The following is a 21,329-nucleotide window of genomic DNA, read 5'->3' as shown; positions in this document are numbered from 1 at the left end:
GTGTTAAGGTGATGACTTTTTTATTAAGTAATTGGTCTTCTTTTCATTTTTAAATATTGAGAGATACTATATAAAATAATACCTATCCATATAAAGACAAATGTAATGAGTTGATGAACATCAAATGGTTCATTAAACAAGAATATGCCTAGAACAAACATAATCGTTGGTCCAACATATTGTATAAATCCTGTTAAAGATAATGGGATACGTTTAGCTCCCGCAGAAAATAAAATTAAAGGGATTGCTGTAATGGCACCTGAAAACAGTAACCAGAATGAAGACATATTCATACCAAACGTTAATTGATGTTGTTGCCATAAATAACCTACATAAATTAGTCCTGCAGGTGCAGTAACAATACACTCTACCGCAATACTACTAATCGCATCGATATGAACAACCTTTTTAAGTAGTCCATAAATACCAAATGAGAATGCTAACATGAGTGAAACAACTGGAAATTCTCCAACTTTCAATGTCATATAAAGTACGCCGATAAATGCGAATAAAATGGCTAGCCATTCAAATTTATTGAATCTCTCTTTTAAGAAAATCAATGCTAATAAAATACTCACTAACGGATTAATGTAATAGCCTAAACTAGACTGTAATACGTGGCCGTTTGTAACTGCCCATATAAATGTACCCCAGTTAACTGTAATAACATAGCCAGCAACAATAATTGCTAAAAGTTGTATCGGATGTGATACTAACTGATTCACATCTCTCATAAAGGACTGTCTTTGATGCTTTCCTACAATCAAAATTAAAACCATGAATATTGCAGAAAAGATAATTCTAAAAGCTAAAATTTCAAACGCACCGATTTGATCAATCAATTCCCAATAAATCGGTAAAATTCCCCATAATACATATGCGCCTAACGCGAAAAATATCCCTTTTTTATATTCGTTACTCATCAAAGTCCTCCCTTCACTCTTTTAAATAGTAATAATATCAGTCTACTAATAATCACCTAGAAAAAACAATAGTTTGTTTATATTAAAAAGCAGCGTGTATGAATATCATACACGCTACTCAAATATCATATTAAATTTACCCTGTACTTTAAATTTAACCAAAGAATAAATCAACGATATCCATTTTATTATTTTTAGTGTCTTTATAAAATTCAGTGTAACCACAGTTTTTACAAGTAATCGTTTTAAAATTATTATGCTGTAAATCAAATACTTTAGATAGACCTGAGCCTGTCGCAGAGAGTGTCCCTTCTTCTACTTCAGTATGACCACATTTAACACAACCATTTTGTTCAGCCATTTCTCATCTCTCCTTTATTTAAAATGTTTATCAATATTACAATACCTAACTCAATAGTTAGCTAAACGTATAGTCATATATATCATTTAATATGCACGATATTTAAAAAATTAATAAATTATATGTATTTTCTCCATAACAGTTTTGTTATACGAATTAATTTTTCTTTTCGGTTATCAAGAATCAGAGTATGATTAATTAGCATATTTATTGGAAAGAGGGTATTATTTTGAAATTCATGAATCGACAATCATTAAGTTGGTTGCCATACATAAGTATTGTTATTGCACTTCATATCATTGGGTTTAGCTTTTTGTGGTTTGCTGGTAAAGACCACCATATTTTATTTGGCATGGGAATATTGGCATATACATTAGGTTTGCGTCATGCATTTGATGCTGATCACATTGCAGCAATTGATAATACAGTTAGAAAGTTAATTCAACAGAAACGTGATTCAGTAGGTGTTGGATTTTACTTCTCAATTGGACATTCAACTGTTGTATTTTTAATGGCAGTTTTACTAGGTATTTCCGTAAAATGGGCTAAAAGCGAGCTACCACATTTCCAAGAGATTGGTGGCACAATTGGTACTTTAGTATCAGGATTTTTCCTAGTTTTAATTGGCGTATTAAACCTTATAATTCTAGTGTCTTTAGTTCAACTGTTTATGAAATTGCGAAAACAAAAAGGAGTTAATGACGAAGAAATCAATGATTTATTAGAATCTCGAGGATTTATTACAAGATTTGTTGGTCCTTATTTTAAAGTCATTAGTCGAAGTTGGCATGTATTACCATTAGGATTTTTATTTGGTTTAGGCTTTGATACTGCTAGTGAGATTGCATTACTTGCTCTATCATCAGGTGCTTCTCAACAAGCTATTTCATTTATTGGTATTTTGTCATTACCGATTTTATTTGCAGCAGGAATGAGTTTATTAGACACATTAGACGGTGTCGTTATGTAATCAGCGTATAATTGGGCATTTTTCAATCCTATTCGTAAAATTTATTACAATATTACGATTACGACTATTTCAGTAATTGCTGCCTTAATCATTGGTTTAATCGAATTATTACAAATAATGGCTGACAAATTTAAATTATCTGGAGGCTTCTGGTCATTTATTGAATCTATACAATTTGATTATTTAGGCTATATTTTAGTCGCATTATTCTTAATCACATGGTTAATTTCTACATTGATTTGGAAATTTGGTAAAGTTGAACAACGTTGGTCTTAAATCTTTGCGATTCTATCAATAACAAAGTAAACTAAGTTCAATTAAAAAATAGAAACTTGGGGTATTTATTCATGAATCAAAAAGTAGCATTAATTACTGGCGCATCAACTGGATTAGGATTTGAAACATCTATTTTATTAGCTAAAAATGGTTATAAAGTATATGCAACAATGCGTAATCTTGAAAAGCAAGAGGATTTAATTAACAAAGCACAAGAATTAAACTTAGATATATATACTAAACATTTAGATGTCACTAATGTAGACAATATTAATCGAGTTGTGAATGATATTGTTGAAACTGAAGGTCGCATTGATATTCTTGTAAATAATGCAGGTGCAGGTTTTGTCAAAACAACAGAACTCGCTACTGATGAAGAAATTATGTGGCAAGTGAATTTAAATTTAATGGGTGTTATTCGTATGACTAAAGCAGTATTACCTACTATGAGAAGTCAAAGAGATGGTCGTATTATTAACATTTCTTCTGTAGGTGGTTTAGTTGGGCAACCGTTTAATGAAATATACTGTGCAACGAAGTTCGGTGTAGAAGGATACACTGAATCTATGGCGAGTTATGTTCAACCTAAATTTAATATTAAGTTTACCGTTATTGAACCTGGTGGCATTCAATCAGAGTTCACGAATAATGTGATGTCACAACTTCAGTCTACGGGTGGTCTTAAAGACGACGAAACAAACCAATTCTTGATAAATATTTAGGTGGTTTGAAGGAAAATTATGGAACAGGATCTTCTCAGACATCTGAAGAGGTTGCAGAAGTTATCCTTAAAACATTAGAAATGAATGAGCCACCAATTCGTACACGTACTTCTGAATGGTCAGAAACATTTACTCAATTAAAAACAAAAGCCGATCCAGATGGTAAAGAACAACAACAACGTGTTGTTAAATTACTTGGGAAATAAAAAATAGAGAGGCTAGGACATATATCCAAAATAATAGCACTAAGATAATTTATTTTAATCATCTTAGTGCTTTCTTTATATCCAATACTTCGTATTGTATGGCTACGCCTTCCTAGGGTACAGTTTCAGCCAGAAATACTACACAGATAAATCTGTGAGAATTTCTAAGGTCTTCAACTAGTACTGTTCCCTCAGGAGTCTTGCCATAAATACTACGTATTTGTACATAATTTTATATTAAAATACTAAAAAATAATGAAAAGGATAATTTCTATATTACTTCAATAGAAATTATCTTTTTTCACTTGTCTAAGAACTTTATCTTTCGGTTACTCTTTTTCTTCGTCTTAATTAAAATAAGTTATATTTTGCCATGCTATCTACAGCTTCTAGTACTGCATCTTCTTGTGAACCAATCGGACGCCAACCAAGAATAGATTTAGCTTGTTCATTACTTATATTTCTATTCATATTTAATAGTAATTTACCCTCTTTGGCTTCTTTATTGAAATAAGCACCAATATTAATTGCAAAGTTAGGTAACGTTTTAGTTGATACCTTTTCTGAAAGTTCAGGACGTTTATTTTTCACTAATTTAGCTATTTCTGCTAAGGTAATTTGACCATCTGCAGAAGCAATAAATCGTTTACCATTAGCATCGTCTGATTTCATTGCTAGAACGTGTAAACGAGCTACGTCTCTGACATCAACTACATTTAAAGGTACATTTGGCACACGTTTCATTGATCCATTCATAATGTTTTTAATCATATCAAAGCTACCAGATACATGAGAATCCATAGATTTTCCTAACACAGCAACTGGATTAATCGTCGCAAATTCAATTTGGTTGTCTTTATTATTAACAAAATCCCAAGCTGCTTTTTCAGCTAATAGTTTTGATTTTTCATAAGCAGAAAGACCTGGTTCATCTTGATTTGTCCAATTTTTTTCAGTTGTAATAGTTGATTTATCTTTATTACTGAATCCTACTGCACCAAAGTTAGATGTCATAACTACTTTTTTAACATTTTCTTTTTCAGCTGCTCTTAAGATACGTTGAATACCTTCTATCGCTGGTCGAATGACTTCACTTTCATCTTCAGGAATTTCGAAAAATACTGGAGAAGCCACACTTAATACATATTTACATCCGCGCATTACTTCATTCCAATGTTCATCTTTAGAAAGATCTGCTTCAACAAATTCTAATTTATCAGTATTGATATGGTTATTTTGCAATGTTTTGATTACTTGTTGTTTTTTATCTAATTTACGTACAGTTGTACGTACTTCATAGCCGTCTTTTAATAATTCAGAAATGATACGCATACCTAAAAATCCAGTACCGCCTGTTACTAATACTTTATCATTCATAATTTAACCTCCTCAGGTTATCCAATTGAGATTTTATTATAACAGTTTAAAAATCTATCAACTAACTAATTATATGTTAAATACCTAAATATCAATATTTTTATTTTTTCTCATCATCTAAACTTATACTTCATACCAAAAAATGGTATCTTTAAGAAATAAAGGTGATGGAACTAATGTTTAAAAGGAGGTTAAGTATGTATGTTCTTAGCTTGGAATGAAATTAAAAGAAATAAACTCAAATTCAGCTTAATTATCGGAATTCTAGTACTCATAAGTTATTTATTATTTTTACTATCTGGCTTAGCTAACGGTTTAATTAAGATGAATACAGAAGGCATTGAAAAGTGGCATGCAAATGCCATTATTTTGAACAAAGATGCTAATCAAACTGTTGAACAATCAGTATTTGATCGTTCTAAAATAAGTAATGAATTTAATGAAGCAACACCTTTAAAACAACAAGGTGTTATTGTTTCAAATGATAATAAAGAAGAAAATGCTTTACTCTTTGGTGTCACTTCAGATTCATTTTTAATACCCAAATTAGTTGATGGTAATAAAGTTAATAAAACAAATGAGGTAATCATAGATCAAACGCTTAAAGATAAAGGTTTTAAAATTGGTGATACATTGTCATTATCCCAATCAGATGAAAAATTAAAAGTTGTTGGTGTCTCAGAAAGTGCGAAATATAATGCATCTCCTGTTATTTTTTCCAACAACAAAACTATAGAAAAGATTAATCCAGCTTTATCTAAAAATCAAACAAATGCCGTTGTAGTTAAAGATAAAAATTGGAAAAATCATAAGTTAGATAGTGAACTTGAAGGGGTTTCAATTGATCAATTTATTGAAAATCTACCGGGTTATAAAGCTCAAAATATGACACTTAATTTTATGATTTCTTTCTTATTTGTGATTTCAGCAACTGTGATTGGCGTCTTTTTATATGTTATGACGCTTCAAAAAACGCAGTTATTTGGCGTATTAAAAGCACAAGGGTTTACGAATGGATATTTGGCAAAGATGGTGCTTGCTCAAACATTTATATTATCACTCATTGGTACTGCAATTGGACTCGTACTCACACTATTAACGAGTACTATTTTACCAGATGCTGTTCCTATACAATTTAATATGGGTACGTTATTAATTTTTGGCTTAGTACTTATCATTATTTCATTATTAGGAAGTCTATTTTCAGTATTATCTATTAGAAAAATCGACCCACTAAAAGCAATTGGATAGAAAGGAGTGTGTGCTATGTTAGAGTTCAAAGGCGTTACAAAGTCCTTCAAAGATGGTAATCATATTATTGAAGCAGTTAAACCGACTGATTTGAAATTTAACCAAGGTGAATTAATCGCAATTGTTGGGCCATCTGGTTCTGGTAAGAGTACATTTTTAACTATGGCTGGCGCGTTACAAACACCAACATCTGGTGAGATATGGATTAACGATAACAATATTACTAAATTAAACCAAAAAGCTTTGGCACGAATCAGAATTAAAGAAATTGGATTTATTTTACAATCGACTAATTTAGTACCTTTTTTAACAGTTAAACAACAATTTCAGTTATTAAAAAAATATAAAAGAGACACACTTAATAAAGAAGAATACCAAACATTGTTGGAACAATTGGGATTAGTTGAAATAGAAAATCAATTGCCGAGCGAAATATCAGGTGGACAAAAACAACGTGTTGCTATAGCTAAAGCGATATTTACAGACCCATCACTCATTTTAGCTGATGAGCCAACCGCTTCACTCGATACAGATAACGCTATGGCCGTCATGAAAATATTAGAAAACCAAACAAAACAACGAAACAAAACATGTATCATCGTTACACACGACGAACGTCTCACACAATTTTGCGATAAAGTTTATCATATGAAAGACGGCGTGTTAAAAGAGCAATGATTTAAAATCACATTTTTTATAACGTAATAGTTAGAGTTAGTTAATGATTTAATACTTTTTTTATTTTTGTAGTTACATTATCACCCATCATTAAAGAAGTTGTTCTCGTCTTTAAAGTGAGAACAACTTCTTTTTGTTTATTAATTTGTTTCGTAAAGAATTTTTGATTTTAATAAAAATAGTTGTAACAAAACTATTTATTTTATTTTTTATATAGGATATATTAATAGTATACATAAAATGAGGTGAATTAATGAATAATTATCAATTTGAAAGACAAACAAATCGAGTAGCCGAAATGGTATTGGGTATTATGGGAAGTATTTTTGGTATGCTTGGTGGACTATTTGCAATAATGGTTGGTAGTATTGGCAATGAATTTGAAGCATCTGATAGTGGTCAAGTTTATGGTTTAGGCGTAGCTGTCATACTCACTTGTATCATTACATTAATCTTAAGCTGTATCATCAATAAGAAAAGAGTATTAATGGGTGTTCTTTTAATTATTGGTGGAATTTTAAATTTTGTTTTCATCAGCTTCTTTGGTATCTTATCAGGTATTTTAATTTTAGTTGCTGGTATTTTAGCATTAATAAGAAAGTAATATTTTTAACCTTCATTCAGTATTGGATGAAGGTTATTTTTATTTAATGTCATTTGTCATCAATATCATTGAGGAGAAATTTTTATTTTTTGATATAACCGCCTCTCCACAACTCATTTTATAAATAAAATCAATAATTTTGTGATATTATTTTTATAATAAGTGATATAGTAAGGGGTGGTCATGTGAGAAGAGATGAATTGAAACCTTTTCGGAATAAATCAGTAGTTGTTACTGGTAGGCTTGAATATATTGGATATAAAAATAAATTAGATCGTGATTTACCATATAAACGAAATGTACGAATTTTACTCAAAGATGTTCAAATTAATGGCATTTCAATAGATCATTTATGGCTTTTCGAACGTCAAAAGTATTTTAAAATTGGTTTTTCACTTCTTTATAAAAGAGTAAAATTCAGAGCTATGGTTGTGCCTTATTTAAAACTTGGTAAACGATTTTATATAGAAGATTATGGCATTCAAAGAAAAAGTACGCTCATGACAGAAGAAGAATACAATGAAAATAAACCATTCAAAAGATAATCGATATTACATAAACAATGCGCATGCTATCATGGTACATAACGTACACTCTGATACATGCGCATGTTGTTATTACTTCACATTCAACCCACGATAACGGTTTAATGTCCCTATAAGTTCTTGTTTACGAGGTAATGCTAAATTACCTGGATGGCCTTGATGATGTGATATTGTTTCTAGTCCCTTATGTTCAATAAGTTGATATACATCATCAACGATATCATTGATTGTCTTGTCGTTACCTAACTCGTGTTGTTGGATATAATCGATCATCATCGCGAGTGTGTTAGTCTGACTATCATCTACTAATTGTTCTAAGCCATTAATATCAATCGTTTCTTTTCCATACATGACTGCATGTTGTCCTTTAGCTTTAAGTCGACTATCTTTTCCCTTTTTATTAAAACTATTTTTAAGAGGGATACGAGACGGAATTTCACCAAATGTCTTATGAGAAGTATCTTCACGTTCATATCCTGCTGTTTGTGCAATTTCTTTAGCTTCTTTAGTCACATCTTTTAGCACATATTCATCCATCATTAATACTTGATCAGCGACTTCAAAGTAATCACCAGAACCACCTACGATTAAAATAGTCGAAACATCATAATCATCATACAGAGGTTTCACTCGATTTGAAAATGGGGTAATCGGTTCTTTCTCAGGTGCAATTAACTTCTGCATACGGCCATCGCGAATCATAAAATTCGTTGCCGATGTATCTTCATCAATTAATAATACTTTAGTACGTGCTTCTAATGCTTCCATCACATTGGTCGCCTGTGACGTACTACCACTTGCATTATCAGTTGAGAATTGACTTGTATCTTTTTTACCTGGTAAGTGATCAATAAATGGTTGAATATTCACTTTTTCTACACTTCTACCGTCTTCTGCACGTATTTTCATCGCACTATTATTTGTAATTACATACTCACGACCATCGCCATTGATATGATCATAAACACCTCGTTCGAGTGCTTGTAATAAGGTAGACTTACCATGGTAGCCACCACCAACGATTAATGTAATACCTTTTGGAATTCCCATACCTACAACAGGCTTACCATATGGTACTTCCATTGTTATTTCACATGATTTTGGGCTTGAAAACTCAATTGCTTGAGGCATCGGCCAATCAGATACGCCACTTTTCCTAGGTAATATGGAACCATTAGCGACAAATGCGATTAAGTTTTGTTGATCTAGTTGTTCTCTAATATACGTTTGATTCAGTTTCAATTCAATTTGACGTTTTAAAGCTTGTTGATCCATATGTTGGTATTTGAGCGCTTGATTAACTACTTGTGGTAACACTTGAGTTATTGTTGATGCTGCAGCTTTCCCTAAAATTTTGCGACCTGCAGCAGGAAGACCCACCTCTAGACGTACCTCTATGACATCATCATTAATAACTACAGATGTGCGTTGAAGCATCTCTAGACCACAACGATCGATAAAGATTTTATGTTGTCCTTTTGCTTTTGATAATATGCTTTTTAATTTTCGAGCTACATTTCTTGTTAAAAAGTCAGCAACTGCAATACGTTTATCTTTTGTATCTAAAAAGTCAGCGGGTATGCCAACTACTTTTCTATCTATAATTAGTCTCATTTTTGAGGGCGATGCAAAAGGATCTACTTGGACATGGTCGATGGCTAATCGAAAGTCATCAAATTGATACATCCCTTTTGTACGTTTATAAGCACCATATTTTTGTCCATCTAATTGTGTTAACATCTTTTTTAATTCTTGTGCTTGTTTCATTAATTATTCTCCTTAAGAACATGACATCCATCTGTAAACATTACCCGTTAAGCATTTTCAATTAAACGTTCAATCACCATACAAAAAGCCATTTTTAGCATAATATTAAATAGTGGAATATACAAAAATAGCACCCAACACCTTTGTTTATAGTAAAGGAATCGGACGCTATTCGAGTGGTTTGTTTAATTTTTCGTTGGTTGATATTCAATAGAATCTGTAAAATATATATTATTTTTCTTACCTTCTTCAAAAGTATATTCTATTGACTGATCTCCTATAGAATCTCCGCTTAATTCCCCTGTACCTTTCATTGTAAATTTAGGTGCTTTTTTTGTTGGTACTTTATATATTTCTCTAATTTTTTTCACATTAAAATCGCTATTTGATAGTTGGTACTTTGCTGAATAACTAGGAACCTCTGGATTATATTCAATATTACCATTTTTATATTTCTTTAAATCTTTAAAGTTTGCATATTGAGCGAAAAATTTAAAATGTTCAATTTTGTTTTTCAATTTTTTATCTTGGATTTCCTTATTAATAATAATTTTATTATTTTTTAATTTAATTGGGACTTTAATCTCCTTCTGTTTAAGTCTCCCATTTTTATCATCATAAACTTTTTCAATATTGTATGATCCTTGGGTTTCTTTAGTATTTCTATTCATGTAAATAACCATGCCTTCTGATACTAATTCACCACCATCCTTTTCAACATTCATTGTTGATTGTATTATCCACTCACCTTTATCATCTTTATCAAACTCTTCATCTCGATATCCTTCTTTGTCATATAGGTCTTCTAAATTTTTGATTGGATACATCTTTAATGTTTTTGCAAAACTATCTTTGATTTCATTTTCTTTTTTGAGTTTCCATGAATAATAAATCCCAACTATAATGAGTACAATTGCTAAAGGTATGATAATAACTAACAACCATTTTTTCGATATATTCATATCTTCACCTATCTTATCTTTGTATTAGTAATATCATTATGAAAATAAATGACCAAATCGACATCAGTAATGGTCTTATAGATATGAGTCTCCATCGTCCTTTTATTATTCTTAAAATAATATCTATAATTATGTAAATAACAAATATTGCGATAAAAATAAAGAGTATGATAATGTTGTCAAATGCAAAATCTTCTTTATATTGTGATGAAGCTTTAATAGACATCGTTATCATAAAGATAAATGACATCACTAATGATATTATTCCTTTATATTTAGCTATTTCTAAATTAATTTTCATACTTTCAATTTTGTCATATTTCTGTTGTGTAATCATTTTATCTGAGGACTTAGTTAACTCTTGAATTTTAATTTTTAAGGGTCTAGACCATAATCCCCTTACTCCCATAATTCCATACAACAACACACCTATATTTAATATAAGCATCAAGTTTTCAAACTGGTTTGCACTTTCTTCTTTTATAAGAATCACAGGAATTAAATATAAAATAAGAGCTATAATATAGGTCATTGTTGGCAATACTTTAAGTCCGCCTGAATGCATTACAGATGTAAAATGCACTAAATAAAACAAGCCAAATACAATGATAACAAGTAAAATATCCATCGAGTTTAATCTTCCTCCATTTGATAAAATATCAGCCAATAGATTTAATTAGAATTATTAACTGCAGTATATACTCTTCCATATAATAAATAGTATTGAGAAACTAAAAAGTTACAAGTAAAAATCAAGATAATAGATACAATAAATACAAAATGAGAATCAGCAATATTAGGAACTATTATATATTCAATGATTTTTTGAACGTATATTAATGATGCAATAACCTTAGTGTTAGAATGACTATAACCTTATCTACTTTTAACCAATTTGGATAAAAGCTCATCAAAATTAGACTTAGAATATGGAGTGTACTGCATACAAATAAAGTAATGAACCCAACATACCAATACTTATCTAAATAATAATGATGTTCAGCTGCTACAAAAAAATATAAATTATAAACTGTTATATAAGTAAAATAGCAAGTTAAAATATTAACTATTAAATATCTTCTTGCTTGTTTTGTAGGATTAGTTATTTTACTTTCGAACATTTGTAATAATCCTAATATATTGATTACAAGCCCAATTGCTGTCGTAATCAATAAATATTTAGGGGTATTTTCAAATGTAAGATCATAATGATATTGAATAGCTGACGCTAATATAAACAATATTGATAACACGTTCATTACTTGTATAGATGGCTTTCTCAACTGTTTTAATGATTCTTCCAATTTTAATTTAACTCCATTTCAACTATATTTGGCATTATTAATAAGCCTGAGCCATTAATTATCGTGTTTATCTCTTTTTTTATCTTTACTTATTTTATTAACATCGGTTAACACTCTTCCATATAATAAATAGTATTGACTCACTAGTAAATTACTAACAAAAATCATAAACATACTTAATATGATTAAAAAATGTGATTCTGCAACATTAGGAATCATTATGTATTCTATAATCTTTTGAACATAAAAAGTACATGCTATTATTTTTAATATTATAATCCACATTGTTTTATCGCCTTTGAACCAATGAGGAGTATTGCCCATTAACAAAAGACTACATATATGTGCACAACTGCATATAAAAAGAAAAACAAAACCAACAATCCAAAATCTAGTTAAATCATATTTATTTTCTTCAGCCATAAAAAAATAAAGATTATAAAATGATAAGTACGTAAAATAACTAGTCAAAATCCCTACTATTAAATATCTTTTTGCTTTCTTTAAAGGATTAGCAGTATTTTTTTCAAATAACTGTAAAAGCCCTAATAGTATGACTATTATTTCAATTAAAGTCGTAATAATTAAGTATATTGGGGTAGTTTCCATAGTCAAACTATAAAAATATTGTGTTGTTGATAATAAAATCATTAATAATGAAATAAAATTCATTACCTGAATAGTAGGTTTACGTAATTGTTTTAGACTTTCTTCCATCTTACCTTCTCCTCTAAAGAATAAATTCTTTTATTTGCCACTTACTTATTTAAATTTGAAATATACTATTTCAACTCTTTTCAAATCAATTATTTAATAATTGTAATTCTCATTAATTTTATTATATTTATAAAAATTGAGAGTAAACAATATTTAGTTGTTTAGTCTCAAAATTCAAAGAAAATAATATAATTTTGTCTCAATATTTTACAAATTCAAGTTTATTGATTTAATCTGCTTCTTTGTATTTTAAAAACTATCCCAGTTCCTATAGAGAACAAGATAATAGCAAATATGAATAGTGTTAAACCAAAAATACCAAAGTTTTGTCCATACAATTGAACCCCAATATTTTTAAACACATCGTTCATTACAAAATAAAATAGAATAGTCATAAATATAAATACGACATATGTTCCAATAATTGATAAATATATTGTTGGTTTAGATATAGATTCAAGTGCTTTTGTGTTTTTATGAGGTGTATAAACAAATAACCACATAAGATTTAATGCTAACATTCCAAAACTACCAACACACAAAATAAATCCATAGACACTAGTTAAACTCAATATGCCTGCAATTGTTAAAAGTACCCACCATGCATATTTCATACTAATACACTTCTTTATTTGATTTTTTATAGCTTAATATTGAAATTCCACTTATTAACCAAGCAATAAAAGTTAATAAATTAGCACTGATAATTGCTCCAATAATATGTAAAACCCCGCTCACTTTATTGTTCACAAATATCTTTTTCATAGCAATAATACCTAATAAATCCGAAACTGAAGAAATAACAAAGAAAATAGCAAATATAGTAACAAATGTTGCTTGAGCAGTTTCTGGACTTTGAACAGTCTGTTCACCATTCACTGTTGTAGTTAATTCCGGATGCATCACACCTGTTGCTGAAAGTATTAAAAACAATAAAAATAATAAAGTTAAAAAGCTTTGTATTATTACCCCAATTAAAGATGTCACTTTGATTAATTTTTCCATTTTTCTACTCCTTTAAATTTATTTTACTTTGATATTTTTATAGTCAGGCTTATGATCTTTAACATATGTTTTTGCATCGAAGTGCTCTTTATAATATATTTTGTCATCTTTAAATACATAAGGTACAAAAAACAGATTACCACTATTTTTGAATGCTTTATAGCCTATTATAATAAGTTTTCCATCATCATATACATAGGAATTCACTTTATCTTTATCAAATTCTGGTATAAATTCATCATCCTTTTTAACCATTTCTTTATGAGTTTCTTGCTGAATTTCCATAATTTTATTTATTTTACTTTGATATTTGTTTTCCTCTTGATTATCACTACAACCACTATTCAATATACTTATCAATATAACTAAAACACCTAAAATAATTTTTTTCATTATCTTCTCCTTAAAAATCATATTTTTAAATTAATTGTACTAGGCAAATTGAAATTATATTTACAAAAAACAATAGAAAACTCGCTATTATATGTACTGAAATGAAAAACTTTAGATATTTATGTTTAATATATTTTAATGAAAAAGATAATATAAAACTGCCCAAGACAACAATTGCTGATGCAATAGGCGTCCAATATGGAAATAATCCCCAAACAAAAACAATCAACATACTACATACAGTTATCAGTATTACGAAACTGCTCATTATTGTTGATAGAATAGCAATAAGCATTAATGTCTTGCGCTTAGTTATTCTCTTCATGTTGTTCACCTTCCGATTGTATTTTTCTTAAGGCATCATTCACAGAATTGGCATTTCTTTCTTTTAATATCTCTTTTACAGATTTTATCTTTCTATTTGCTTTCTGCTTTTTTAGATTACCGTTTAAAATATAATCTTCTCCATTAAATTTTGGATTATAGTTACCACATTCAGCATCATAGCTTAATTCTTTATTTTTATCTCCATTAATACGGACGATAATATTGTAACTTCCTAGCGGGGAATCACTATTACTCTTATATACTGTTGTGCTATTAATATTTTTAAAATTATATTTTAAAAACAATTCAATCCGTTTTCCTTCTTTCTGGATATATTGATGTTGGAAATATAAATGAGTACATAATGCGCCTATAAAAATGATAATTTCAACGAGAACCAAAACAGCAAATATTCTCAGTATTAATACGAACCTTTTCATATTTATCCCCCTGACGTAATACCTCATAATTAGATATTCCCAAAATTTTCAAACCATTCTAGCTAACAACTAAAATCATTAATCTCATTAAATGATTCACTTAATGAACGATCCTTTCATTCTATAAATTTTATAAGCAATGACTCAATTCCATTAACCAAAATTGAATTTAATCCTATTAGATACACTGTATTTAAATTTAAAATAAAAATCATTATATTTTAAAATATAAATAATTATTTTAGTTTTATTCATTCAGTCTATCAATATATTTTAACGTAAATATTTTTAAAATAAAGTATTACTTTAGTAACAATTAAATGATATACTAATTACCATAAATATTCGTTATTTTATTATTCATTTAATATTAATAAGTGAATATTTTCATTACATACTATTTATTTTATAATATTGGGAGGTTTAATTATGAAAAAATTACTAGCGTTACTATTTGCGTCAGTATTAGTATTAGCCGCATGTGGTGATAAGGATGATTCTTCTAAAGATTCATCAAGTAACAATTCTTCTAACAAATCATCAGAAAGTAAAAAGGATTCAGGAGACACAGATTCTGTAAAAGTTGATTCTTCTTCAGATGATAAAAAGAAATCAGATTCTTCTTTCAAAGATGATAAATTATCAAGTAAAAACTTTGATGTTGAAATTTTAGACACTCAAATTGTCGATGCAAGCAAATATGCAGACGATGATAAACCAAATATTGCTATTGTTTATGGTGTTAAAAAGAAAACTGACAAAGAAGATGTAACAGCATCATCAGCATTTGATATGAGTTTTGAAGCATATCAAGATTCTAAAGATGTTAAGAGAGAATTAAAAACTGGGGACGCTTACGATAGCGAATTAGATAGAAAATACGGTGAAAACGGTACTGATGAAATTAATAAAGGCGGTAAAGTTAAAGCTGTTAAGTTCTATAAATTAAAAGATACAAAAACACCTGTGACATTACAAGTTAAAGATCCAGATGACTACAGCAATGATAACCTTGCTAAAAAAGAAATCAAGTTAAAATAATACCAGTAAAGTGACTGAATAAATTGCTCGCAATTATTTGGTCACTTTTGCTAAATATAGCTATTTTTAATTGGGATAACGTACATTTTGGGAGGATATACAATGTCGAAAAAATTAAAAATCATTTTACCCATAGTAATTGGACTATTACTAGTACTAGGAATTGCTTGGGGTGTTTATGCTTTTATTACGAATACACCAAAAAATTCATATTTATTAAGCGAAAAGAAAACCGCTAAGAACTTAGATTCATATATTAATGATCGTTTCAAAAATGAAATGAAATTCCAAGAAAAATATAATGATAATTCTTTCTTATCTAAATTTGAAGTTACTGCAGATGCACCTAAAGATTACATAGAAGACTTAGGTTTGCCCAAATCCGTAGTCGATGGTTCAAAAATTAAAGGTACTGTCGGACACGATCCAGAAAGTAAAAAGAGTATCGTCAATATAGCACCTACTCTAGTTGATGAAGAAATTGGTAAGTTTCAAGCTAGTGCAGATGATAAAAATCAATATTATGAATCACCTTTCTTCAAAGGTGTTTATAGTGTTAAAAATAATGAAATCATTGATACTTTAGCTGAAATACAAGGAACAGACGCTTCTAAACTGAAAGAACAAGGTTATTCAAATGTAAACTTCAATTTGAATAATCAACTTGGTGTTCTACATACTCGTCAAGACGATATCGATAAAGTAACAAAACGGTATACTGATTTAATCACTGATAAATTAGATGATGATGATTTCAAAAAAGGTGATAAAGAAAAAGTGAAAATTGATGGGGAAACTAAGAAAATCAAACCAGTTACTTTATCAATTAGTAGAGAAAAAGCTAAGAACATAACAGTAGCAGTTTTGAAAAAAGCAAAAGATGATAAAGAGTTATTGAGACTTTCAAATATGAATGAAAAAGAATACAACAAATCAATTAAAGATGCTTTGAAAGATGCTAAAGACGCACAAGATAAAGATTTCCCTAAAATTAAATCAACTATCTATCAGGAAAAACATCAAATTCTCAAACGTGATATCACAATTATTGATTCCGATGATAAAAAGATGAACATCAAAGGTACAAATAAAATTGATGATAACCTAAAAGTGAATTATAAAGTAACAGGAAATGATAATTCATTTGAAATTAAAGGCTCTTCTAAAAAGAAAGATGATAAGTACAAAGATCAATATACATTAACTAGTAGCATCGATTATGACCGCTATTCACTCGATATCGATAACAAAGAGACTCAAAATGACTCAAAACGTAAAGACGCTGGTACATTAACTATTGATGATGGTACAGATAATTATGATATCGACTATGAAAACAACTTAGACACAGACGCGAAGAATAACCAACAAAAGCAAAAGTTAAATGTTGAATTCAAGCTAGATGGCGAACCAATTAATATTATTATTAATGCCAATACTAAACTTAAAGAAAAAATTAATTTCAATACTGACGGTGCAAAAGACTTCAACGCATTATCTAAAAAAGACAAAGAAAAATTAAGTAAAGAAATGGAGAAAAAAGGAAAGGATACATTTAAAAAAGTAGAGAAAAAATTGGATGACTAATTTCAATTATTTTTGTGTATTTAATGAATTTTTAAATATGTTGGCTAATCGCCCCCTATCCATGTAAATATTCAAGGACAAATCAGCAAGCATAAGGGGCGGGACAGCTGTCCTACCCTCTTTATATTATTATTAGGAGTGGTTATTTGAATTCATTAAAGTTGTTTCATATTTACAACTCTTTTTTATTAAAAAAGTGGTACTTATTTGTGTATTTACTATTAATCATAATTGCACTCATTGTCACTTTAACTACTATTCAACATATTAATAAAAATGAATCTAATTTTACTATTGGCATTGTAGATAAAGACCAATCCAAAGAAACACAACTTATTTTAGGGTCTGTTGGTAAAGGTAGCAATTTAGGAAAGAATGTATCATTGAAAAAATATAATGAAAATGAAGCACATCAATTATTAAAACAACAAAAATTACAAGGTTATTTTGTCTTTGATAAGGGTATGACAAAAGCTTTTTATAAAAATGGTAGGCTTCCTATTTCAGTTTATACATATGACAAACAATCCACTAAAAGTGTAGTGATAAATCAACTCACCCATTCAGTATATGACCGTCTAATGCTATCTATGGGAGGAATACTAAGTTTTTCACATCTTGCTGACAAACCATCAGACCAAGATACATTAATGACTATGACAGACATGTTGTTTACCGGACTTAATCGTACTGGTTCCTTTGATTATGAATCTATCCATATTTATGACACTGGAAGTTATTATGTTGTTACTGGCTATCTATTTTCCATATTTGTTCTTTGTTTATCACTTTTCACCGTTTTGAAAATGAATCAAGAATCAGCACTTAAAGAACGTTTACAAATGTTTCATTTTTCTTTTGAAAAGTTAACACTTGTACGTGGATTCATCTCTTGGTTTTATACCTTGTTGTGGTCAGCAATAGGTTTTGTTTGGATTCAATCTGCTTTGCATAGTGCTTTCAGAACATATAATTGGCCTACGGTAGCCATCCAATTAGTATATTTGGTCACGATTTTGGTCTTATGTCTCATCATTATTGATTTAGTATCAAAATCTTGGTTGAATTTACTCCTAAAAGTTAGTCTAAGCATACTCATTATTGGATTTTCAGGGATTACTATTCCTACTATTTTCTTCCAACATATATTGAATGATGTTTTAATTAGCCAACCGTTTAGTTTAGTAACGAATCAAATGCTAGAAATTACTTTAAACAACTATATTTTAGATTCACATCCAGCGTTCTATTTTAGTTTAATTGTATTAATTTTAGCATTGCTAATCATACTTGCTTGGAGGTATCGTCGATGAAACCGTATATCCAACTCGTTATTAAAAAGCAATGGTTCGCTTATTTTATATTTATTTTGACGATTATGCTGGCATTAGGTGCATTATGGATCGCTCACAAATCTGCAAGTCAAACGTTTAAAATTCCAATTGCAGTCCAAGATATGAGTCACAGTAAAGCATCTAAACAACTGATTCATCAAATGGATTCAAGTCCATACGTAGAAATTCAATATTTATCTAAAGACGATTTTTATATTGATGACTTGGTTAAGAAAAAAGAAGTTATGGTAAGTCTGCAAATCCCCAAAGATTTCAATAGTAAACTAAAAAACAATAATTTAAAATCCTCAATCCCTTTGTATGGACGAGATGATTTTATTGGTAGTATAGCTGTCGAAATTGTGAGTCGTTCTTTATATGAACAACAGATACCATATATCATTCAAGAACACTTAGACGATATGAATCAAACAAAATCTCACTCAGATATCCAAAATCAATATTATAAAGATACACCTAAATCACAATTAACAACGCATTCTATAACTCAAAACGCAAATCAATCTATCTCCATTGGTGTTGTATTTGCATGTGTCATCATGGTTAGTGCCATTCAAATTTTATTACATCAGCGTCTCAAACAAAACGCACCATTACAGCGACTTTTCCTAACTAATCATAGTCAACTTAAACTTTATAGTACGTATGTCGTTACACATGTTTTTATTTTAATAATTATACTCATTGGCATTAGCTTAGTTATTCATCAACCATTAAGCATATTCTTTTATTTAAAATCATTAATCATATTAGTTATTTACGAATTAGGCATTGCTTTATTACTATTTAAAATTAATGTACTGAGTCATCGTATATTTATGGCTATTGTCTATGCCATTGTTATGAGTGTCATTTATCTATGGATTCAATTGTAAAGGAGTGTGAACTAGATGATAAACATTAATGACGTAAGTAAAAGTTATAGAAATAAACATATTTTCGATAAACTCAATATGCAAATTCAAGATAATCAAATTACTATTTTATTAGGAGAAAATGGTGCTGGGAAATCAACTTTATTACGTTTAATTGCTGGTATTGAAAAGGTAGATTCTGGTTCCATACAATATTTTAACCAAACACTAACTAAACGTCATATTAGAGATATGGTCGGTTATGTTCCACAAGATATCGCACTTTTTGAACATATGACAGTTAATGAAAATATTAACTTTTTCAAGTCACTGTGTAATAATCCTGTATCAGAAGAGACAATACAAGATTATTTATCACAGTTAAATTTTAAAGAAACTAAAGTTAAAGTTTCCAATTTATCAGGTGGTAATAAACGTAAAATTAATATTTTAATTGGATTGCTCAGTAATCCTCATATTTTAATACTTGATGAACCAACCGTTGGAATTGATCTTGAGTCAAGATATGATATACACCGCCTATTAGAGCAATTAAAATCACATTGTTTAATTATCATGACTACACATCATTTAGACGAAGTAGAAGTTTTAGCAGATGAAATTAAACTTATTGGACAAAACCCGTTTTATCAAGAAATGCTTGAAGATAAACATTGGCACTATGAAAAATATAATAATGCATTAACTTAAAACATAGTTAAAGGAGAACTTATTATGAAAAAATTAATTAGTGTATTTATTTTAGCCTTAGTATTATGTTTAGCAGGTTGTAGCAATAGTAATAATGATAAAGATTCACATAAAAATGAGGAGAAAAAATCAGAATCTAAAGCTAAAAGTAAAAGTGAACGTTTTAAAGAATACGATGACAATAGTGAAGCGTATGAAGAAGCTAAGAAAAAATATAGTAAACAAAAACCAATCTCTATGCTTAATAAACTAGATCCAATTATGACAGATAAAACTTTCACTAATAAAAAAGGAATGCAAGGTTGGAAAGATTATAAGAAATTAATGGATAAAGTAAAGCTTGCTGATTATAAATATACTAAAGAATCTAAGGGTTCTTCATTAAGTGATGTTGATGCATTTTTCAAAGATAAAAAAGATGTAAAACGTCAAAAAATGGATGCTGGCGAAGATGGTATTAAGCAAGTTAATTATTGGTATGTCACTGGATCTGGCAAAAAAGTTGGCAACACAAATTACCCGGAATATTATACTGAAATCATGACTAAATATAAAGAAGGTAAACTTGTTTATGCTTCTGTTGAACCAGGTCTATACCATGTAAGTTTCAGCGATGCTGTAGAAAATAAAGATTTCACTAAAGTTAAAAATCTAAAGCAATTATTAAAACTTAACCAATCAAAACCTATACCATATAGTGTAGCTGAAATGAAATATGAAGCACTTCCAGTTACTAATGTGTCAGTATTAGTTAAAGGTGAAAAGGACAAAGACGAAAAATCCGCTTCTAACTATTTAGCTTATTTTAATTTCTCACCTGTTAAATATGATAAAGATAAAAATCATGAAGTAGTGAGTGTTAATGGCGCTCCGTTTGAAAGTGCACAAGCAGACTTTGGTAACTATGCTTATGTTGCTATGAAAGAGGCACTCAAAGAAGCATTATAAAAATA

Annotated in this window: 23 protein-coding genes and 2 pseudogenes; 13 read left to right on the top strand and 12 right to left on the bottom strand. The window is 29.3% G+C overall.

The genetic code is table 11. The annotated features are described in order from the left end of the window. Nucleotides 1-23 precede the first annotated feature (23 nt). Together rarD and HMPREF3125_RS07460 are read right to left on the bottom strand one after the other, a co-directional pair. Nucleotides 24-923: an EamA family transporter RarD gene (gene rarD, locus HMPREF3125_RS07465; protein WP_070452882.1), complete on the bottom strand. Its 900-nt coding sequence runs from the start codon at nt 921-923 to the stop codon at nt 24-26. A gap of 154 nt (nt 924-1,077) precedes the next feature. Further along, complete coding sequence (locus tag HMPREF3125_RS07460) at nt 1,078-1,284, bottom strand: zinc ribbon domain-containing protein (RefSeq protein ID WP_017637304.1); 207 nt, start codon at nt 1,282-1,284, stop codon at nt 1,078-1,080. Nucleotides 1,285-1,522: 238 nt separating this feature from the next. On the opposite strand from HMPREF3125_RS07460, the pseudogene HMPREF3125_RS07455 reads away from it, so the two are divergent. The 3 genes and pseudogenes from HMPREF3125_RS07455 to HMPREF3125_RS13055 all read left to right on the top strand — a co-directional run bounded on the left by HMPREF3125_RS07455 (nt 1,523) and on the right by HMPREF3125_RS13055 (nt 3,458). After that, a pseudogene (locus tag HMPREF3125_RS07455) lies at nt 1,523-2,530 on the top strand (HoxN/HupN/NixA family nickel/cobalt transporter). Between the two features lie 71 nt (nt 2,531-2,601). Further along, nucleotides 2,602-3,252 carry an SDR family oxidoreductase gene (locus HMPREF3125_RS07450; RefSeq protein WP_256278081.1) on the top strand — a complete coding sequence of 217 codons (651 nt, stop codon included), beginning with the start codon at nt 2,602-2,604 and terminating at the stop codon, nt 3,250-3,252. Nucleotides 3,253-3,257: 5 nt separating this feature from the next. Beyond that, the gene (locus HMPREF3125_RS13055) at nt 3,258-3,458 is read left to right on the top strand and encodes a hypothetical protein (protein ID WP_256278080.1); all 201 of its coding nucleotides are present in this window, start codon (nt 3,258-3,260) and stop codon (nt 3,456-3,458) included. Nucleotides 3,459-3,809: 351 nt separating this feature from the next. Here HMPREF3125_RS13055 and HMPREF3125_RS07445 read toward each other — a convergent pair whose 3' ends face one another. Continuing rightward, nucleotides 3,810-4,835: an SDR family oxidoreductase gene (locus HMPREF3125_RS07445; RefSeq protein WP_070452879.1), complete on the bottom strand. Its 1,026-nt coding sequence runs from the start codon at nt 4,833-4,835 to the stop codon at nt 3,810-3,812. A 201-nt stretch (nt 4,836-5,036) separates the two neighbouring features. Between HMPREF3125_RS07445 and HMPREF3125_RS07440 the strand changes: the two genes are divergently transcribed. From HMPREF3125_RS07440 to HMPREF3125_RS07425, 4 genes are all read left to right on the top strand, one after another. Then, complete coding sequence (locus HMPREF3125_RS07440) at nt 5,037-6,086, top strand: ABC transporter permease (RefSeq protein ID WP_070452876.1); 1,050 nt, start codon at nt 5,037-5,039, stop codon at nt 6,084-6,086. 15 nt (nt 6,087-6,101) lie between these two features. Next, nucleotides 6,102-6,764 carry an ABC transporter ATP-binding protein gene (locus tag HMPREF3125_RS07435; RefSeq protein WP_070452873.1) on the top strand — a complete coding sequence of 221 codons (663 nt, stop codon included), beginning with the start codon at nt 6,102-6,104 and terminating at the stop codon, nt 6,762-6,764. Nucleotides 6,765-7,017: 253 nt separating this feature from the next. Next, nucleotides 7,018-7,368 (top strand): DUF4064 domain-containing protein, encoded by a 351-nt coding sequence (locus tag HMPREF3125_RS07430; protein ID WP_046467206.1) that lies wholly within the window; start codon nt 7,018-7,020, stop codon nt 7,366-7,368. Nucleotides 7,369-7,553: 185 nt separating this feature from the next. Then, nucleotides 7,554-7,913 carry a hypothetical protein gene (locus HMPREF3125_RS07425; protein ID WP_070452870.1) on the top strand — a complete coding sequence of 120 codons (360 nt, stop codon included), beginning with the start codon at nt 7,554-7,556 and terminating at the stop codon, nt 7,911-7,913. Nucleotides 7,914-7,985: 72 nt separating this feature from the next. On the opposite strand, the gene HMPREF3125_RS07420 is transcribed toward HMPREF3125_RS07425, so the two are convergent. From HMPREF3125_RS07420 to HMPREF3125_RS07375, 9 genes and pseudogenes are all read right to left on the bottom strand, one after another. Then, complete coding sequence (locus HMPREF3125_RS07420) at nt 7,986-9,680, bottom strand: ABC-ATPase domain-containing protein (RefSeq protein ID WP_070452867.1); 1,695 nt, start codon at nt 9,678-9,680, stop codon at nt 7,986-7,988. A gap of 185 nt (nt 9,681-9,865) precedes the next feature. Beyond that, entirely contained in the window at nt 9,866-10,642 is a 777-nt protein-coding gene (locus HMPREF3125_RS07415) for a tandem-type lipoprotein (RefSeq protein WP_070452864.1), read from the bottom strand. Nucleotides 10,643-10,655: 13 nt separating this feature from the next. Then, nucleotides 10,656-11,270, bottom strand: a complete 615-nt coding sequence (locus HMPREF3125_RS07410; RefSeq protein ID WP_070452861.1) for a DUF5080 family protein — start codon at nt 11,268-11,270, stop codon at nt 10,656-10,658. Between the two features lie 44 nt (nt 11,271-11,314). Next, a pseudogene (locus HMPREF3125_RS07405) lies at nt 11,315-11,946 on the bottom strand (DUF5079 family protein). A 54-nt stretch (nt 11,947-12,000) separates the two neighbouring features. Next, nucleotides 12,001-12,663, bottom strand: a complete 663-nt coding sequence (locus HMPREF3125_RS07400) for a DUF5079 family protein (protein ID WP_046467212.1) — start codon at nt 12,661-12,663, stop codon at nt 12,001-12,003. Nucleotides 12,664-12,884: 221 nt separating this feature from the next. Further along, entirely contained in the window at nt 12,885-13,277 is a 393-nt protein-coding gene (locus HMPREF3125_RS07395) for a DUF5084 family protein (RefSeq protein ID WP_046467213.1), read from the bottom strand. A 1-nt stretch (nt 13,278) separates the two neighbouring features. Beyond that, the gene (locus tag HMPREF3125_RS07390; protein ID WP_046467214.1) at nt 13,279-13,668 is read right to left on the bottom strand and encodes a DUF4064 domain-containing protein; all 390 of its coding nucleotides are present in this window, start codon (nt 13,666-13,668) and stop codon (nt 13,279-13,281) included. A gap of 18 nt (nt 13,669-13,686) precedes the next feature. After that, nucleotides 13,687-14,061, bottom strand: a complete 375-nt coding sequence (locus HMPREF3125_RS07385; protein ID WP_070452858.1) for a cystatin-like fold lipoprotein — start codon at nt 14,059-14,061, stop codon at nt 13,687-13,689. 308 nt (nt 14,062-14,369) lie between these two features. Further along, a complete protein-coding gene (locus HMPREF3125_RS07375) occupies nt 14,370-14,828 on the bottom strand; it encodes a DUF1433 domain-containing protein (protein ID WP_070452854.1) in 459 nt (152 codons plus the stop codon). A gap of 429 nt (nt 14,829-15,257) precedes the next feature. On the opposite strand from HMPREF3125_RS07375, the gene HMPREF3125_RS07370 reads away from it, so the two are divergent. The 6 genes from HMPREF3125_RS07370 (at nt 15,258) to HMPREF3125_RS07345 (ending at nt 21,324) form a co-directional block, all read left to right on the top strand. Then, nucleotides 15,258-15,869, top strand: a complete 612-nt coding sequence (locus HMPREF3125_RS07370; protein ID WP_070452852.1) for a DUF5067 domain-containing protein — start codon at nt 15,258-15,260, stop codon at nt 15,867-15,869. A gap of 102 nt (nt 15,870-15,971) precedes the next feature. Beyond that, nucleotides 15,972-17,456, top strand: coding sequence for a DUF6583 family protein (locus HMPREF3125_RS07365; RefSeq protein WP_070452849.1), 1,485 nt, complete (start codon nt 15,972-15,974; stop codon nt 17,454-17,456). 146 nt (nt 17,457-17,602) lie between these two features. Beyond that, complete coding sequence (locus HMPREF3125_RS07360; RefSeq protein WP_070452846.1) at nt 17,603-18,769, top strand: ABC transporter permease; 1,167 nt, start codon at nt 17,603-17,605, stop codon at nt 18,767-18,769. After that, the gene (locus tag HMPREF3125_RS07355; RefSeq protein WP_017637614.1) at nt 18,766-19,686 is read left to right on the top strand and encodes an ABC transporter permease; all 921 of its coding nucleotides are present in this window, start codon (nt 18,766-18,768) and stop codon (nt 19,684-19,686) included. The genes HMPREF3125_RS07360 and HMPREF3125_RS07355 overlap by 4 nt, the downstream gene beginning before the upstream one ends. A gap of 15 nt (nt 19,687-19,701) precedes the next feature. Further along, entirely contained in the window at nt 19,702-20,376 is a 675-nt protein-coding gene (locus HMPREF3125_RS07350) for an ABC transporter ATP-binding protein (RefSeq protein ID WP_017637615.1), read from the top strand. Between the two features lie 24 nt (nt 20,377-20,400). Then, entirely contained in the window at nt 20,401-21,324 is a 924-nt protein-coding gene (locus tag HMPREF3125_RS07345) for a hypothetical protein (protein WP_046467223.1), read from the top strand. Nucleotides 21,325-21,329 lie beyond the last annotated feature (5 nt).

The organism is Staphylococcus sp. HMSC13A10, from assembly GCF_001808005.1.
Classification (GTDB): Bacteria; Bacillota; Bacilli; order Staphylococcales; family Staphylococcaceae; genus Staphylococcus; species Staphylococcus pasteuri.
This window is presented reverse-complemented; position numbering and strand designations above follow the sequence as displayed.

Coding starts and splice junctions, on each gene's coding strand:
- HMPREF3125_RS07440 (WP_070452876.1), top strand. CDS start 5,037: ATGTTCTTAGCTTGGAATGAAATTAAAAGAAATAAACTCAAATTCAGC.
- HMPREF3125_RS07445 (WP_070452879.1), bottom strand. CDS start 4,835: ATGAATGATAAAGTATTAGTAACAGGCGGTACTGGATTTTTAGGTATG.
- HMPREF3125_RS07450 (WP_256278081.1), top strand. CDS start 2,602: ATGAATCAAAAAGTAGCATTAATTACTGGCGCATCAACTGGATTAGGA.
- HMPREF3125_RS07355 (WP_017637614.1), top strand. CDS start 18,766: ATGAAACCGTATATCCAACTCGTTATTAAAAAGCAATGGTTCGCTTAT.
- HMPREF3125_RS07410 (WP_070452861.1), bottom strand. CDS start 11,270: ATGGATATTTTACTTGTTATCATTGTATTTGGCTTGTTTTATTTAGTG.
- HMPREF3125_RS07385 (WP_070452858.1), bottom strand. CDS start 14,061: ATGAAAAAAATTATTTTAGGTGTTTTAGTTATATTGATAAGTATATTG.
- HMPREF3125_RS07430 (WP_046467206.1), top strand. CDS start 7,018: ATGAATAATTATCAATTTGAAAGACAAACAAATCGAGTAGCCGAAATG.
- HMPREF3125_RS07365 (WP_070452849.1), top strand. CDS start 15,972: ATGTCGAAAAAATTAAAAATCATTTTACCCATAGTAATTGGACTATTA.
- HMPREF3125_RS07370 (WP_070452852.1), top strand. CDS start 15,258: ATGAAAAAATTACTAGCGTTACTATTTGCGTCAGTATTAGTATTAGCC.
- HMPREF3125_RS07460 (WP_017637304.1), bottom strand. CDS start 1,284: ATGGCTGAACAAAATGGTTGTGTTAAATGTGGTCATACTGAAGTAGAA.
- HMPREF3125_RS07400 (WP_046467212.1), bottom strand. CDS start 12,663: ATGGAAGAAAGTCTAAAACAATTACGTAAACCTACTATTCAGGTAATG.
- HMPREF3125_RS07415 (WP_070452864.1), bottom strand. CDS start 10,642: ATGAATATATCGAAAAAATGGTTGTTAGTTATTATCATACCTTTAGCA.
- rarD (WP_070452882.1), bottom strand. CDS start 923: ATGAGTAACGAATATAAAAAAGGGATATTTTTCGCGTTAGGCGCATAT.
- HMPREF3125_RS07420 (WP_070452867.1), bottom strand. CDS start 9,680: ATGAAACAAGCACAAGAATTAAAAAAGATGTTAACACAATTAGATGGA.
- HMPREF3125_RS07395 (WP_046467213.1), bottom strand. CDS start 13,277: ATGAAATATGCATGGTGGGTACTTTTAACAATTGCAGGCATATTGAGT.
- HMPREF3125_RS07435 (WP_070452873.1), top strand. CDS start 6,102: ATGTTAGAGTTCAAAGGCGTTACAAAGTCCTTCAAAGATGGTAATCAT.
- HMPREF3125_RS07390 (WP_046467214.1), bottom strand. CDS start 13,668: ATGGAAAAATTAATCAAAGTGACATCTTTAATTGGGGTAATAATACAA.
- HMPREF3125_RS07345 (WP_046467223.1), top strand. CDS start 20,401: ATGAAAAAATTAATTAGTGTATTTATTTTAGCCTTAGTATTATGTTTA.
- HMPREF3125_RS07350 (WP_017637615.1), top strand. CDS start 19,702: ATGATAAACATTAATGACGTAAGTAAAAGTTATAGAAATAAACATATT.
- HMPREF3125_RS07375 (WP_070452854.1), bottom strand. CDS start 14,828: ATGAAAAGGTTCGTATTAATACTGAGAATATTTGCTGTTTTGGTTCTC.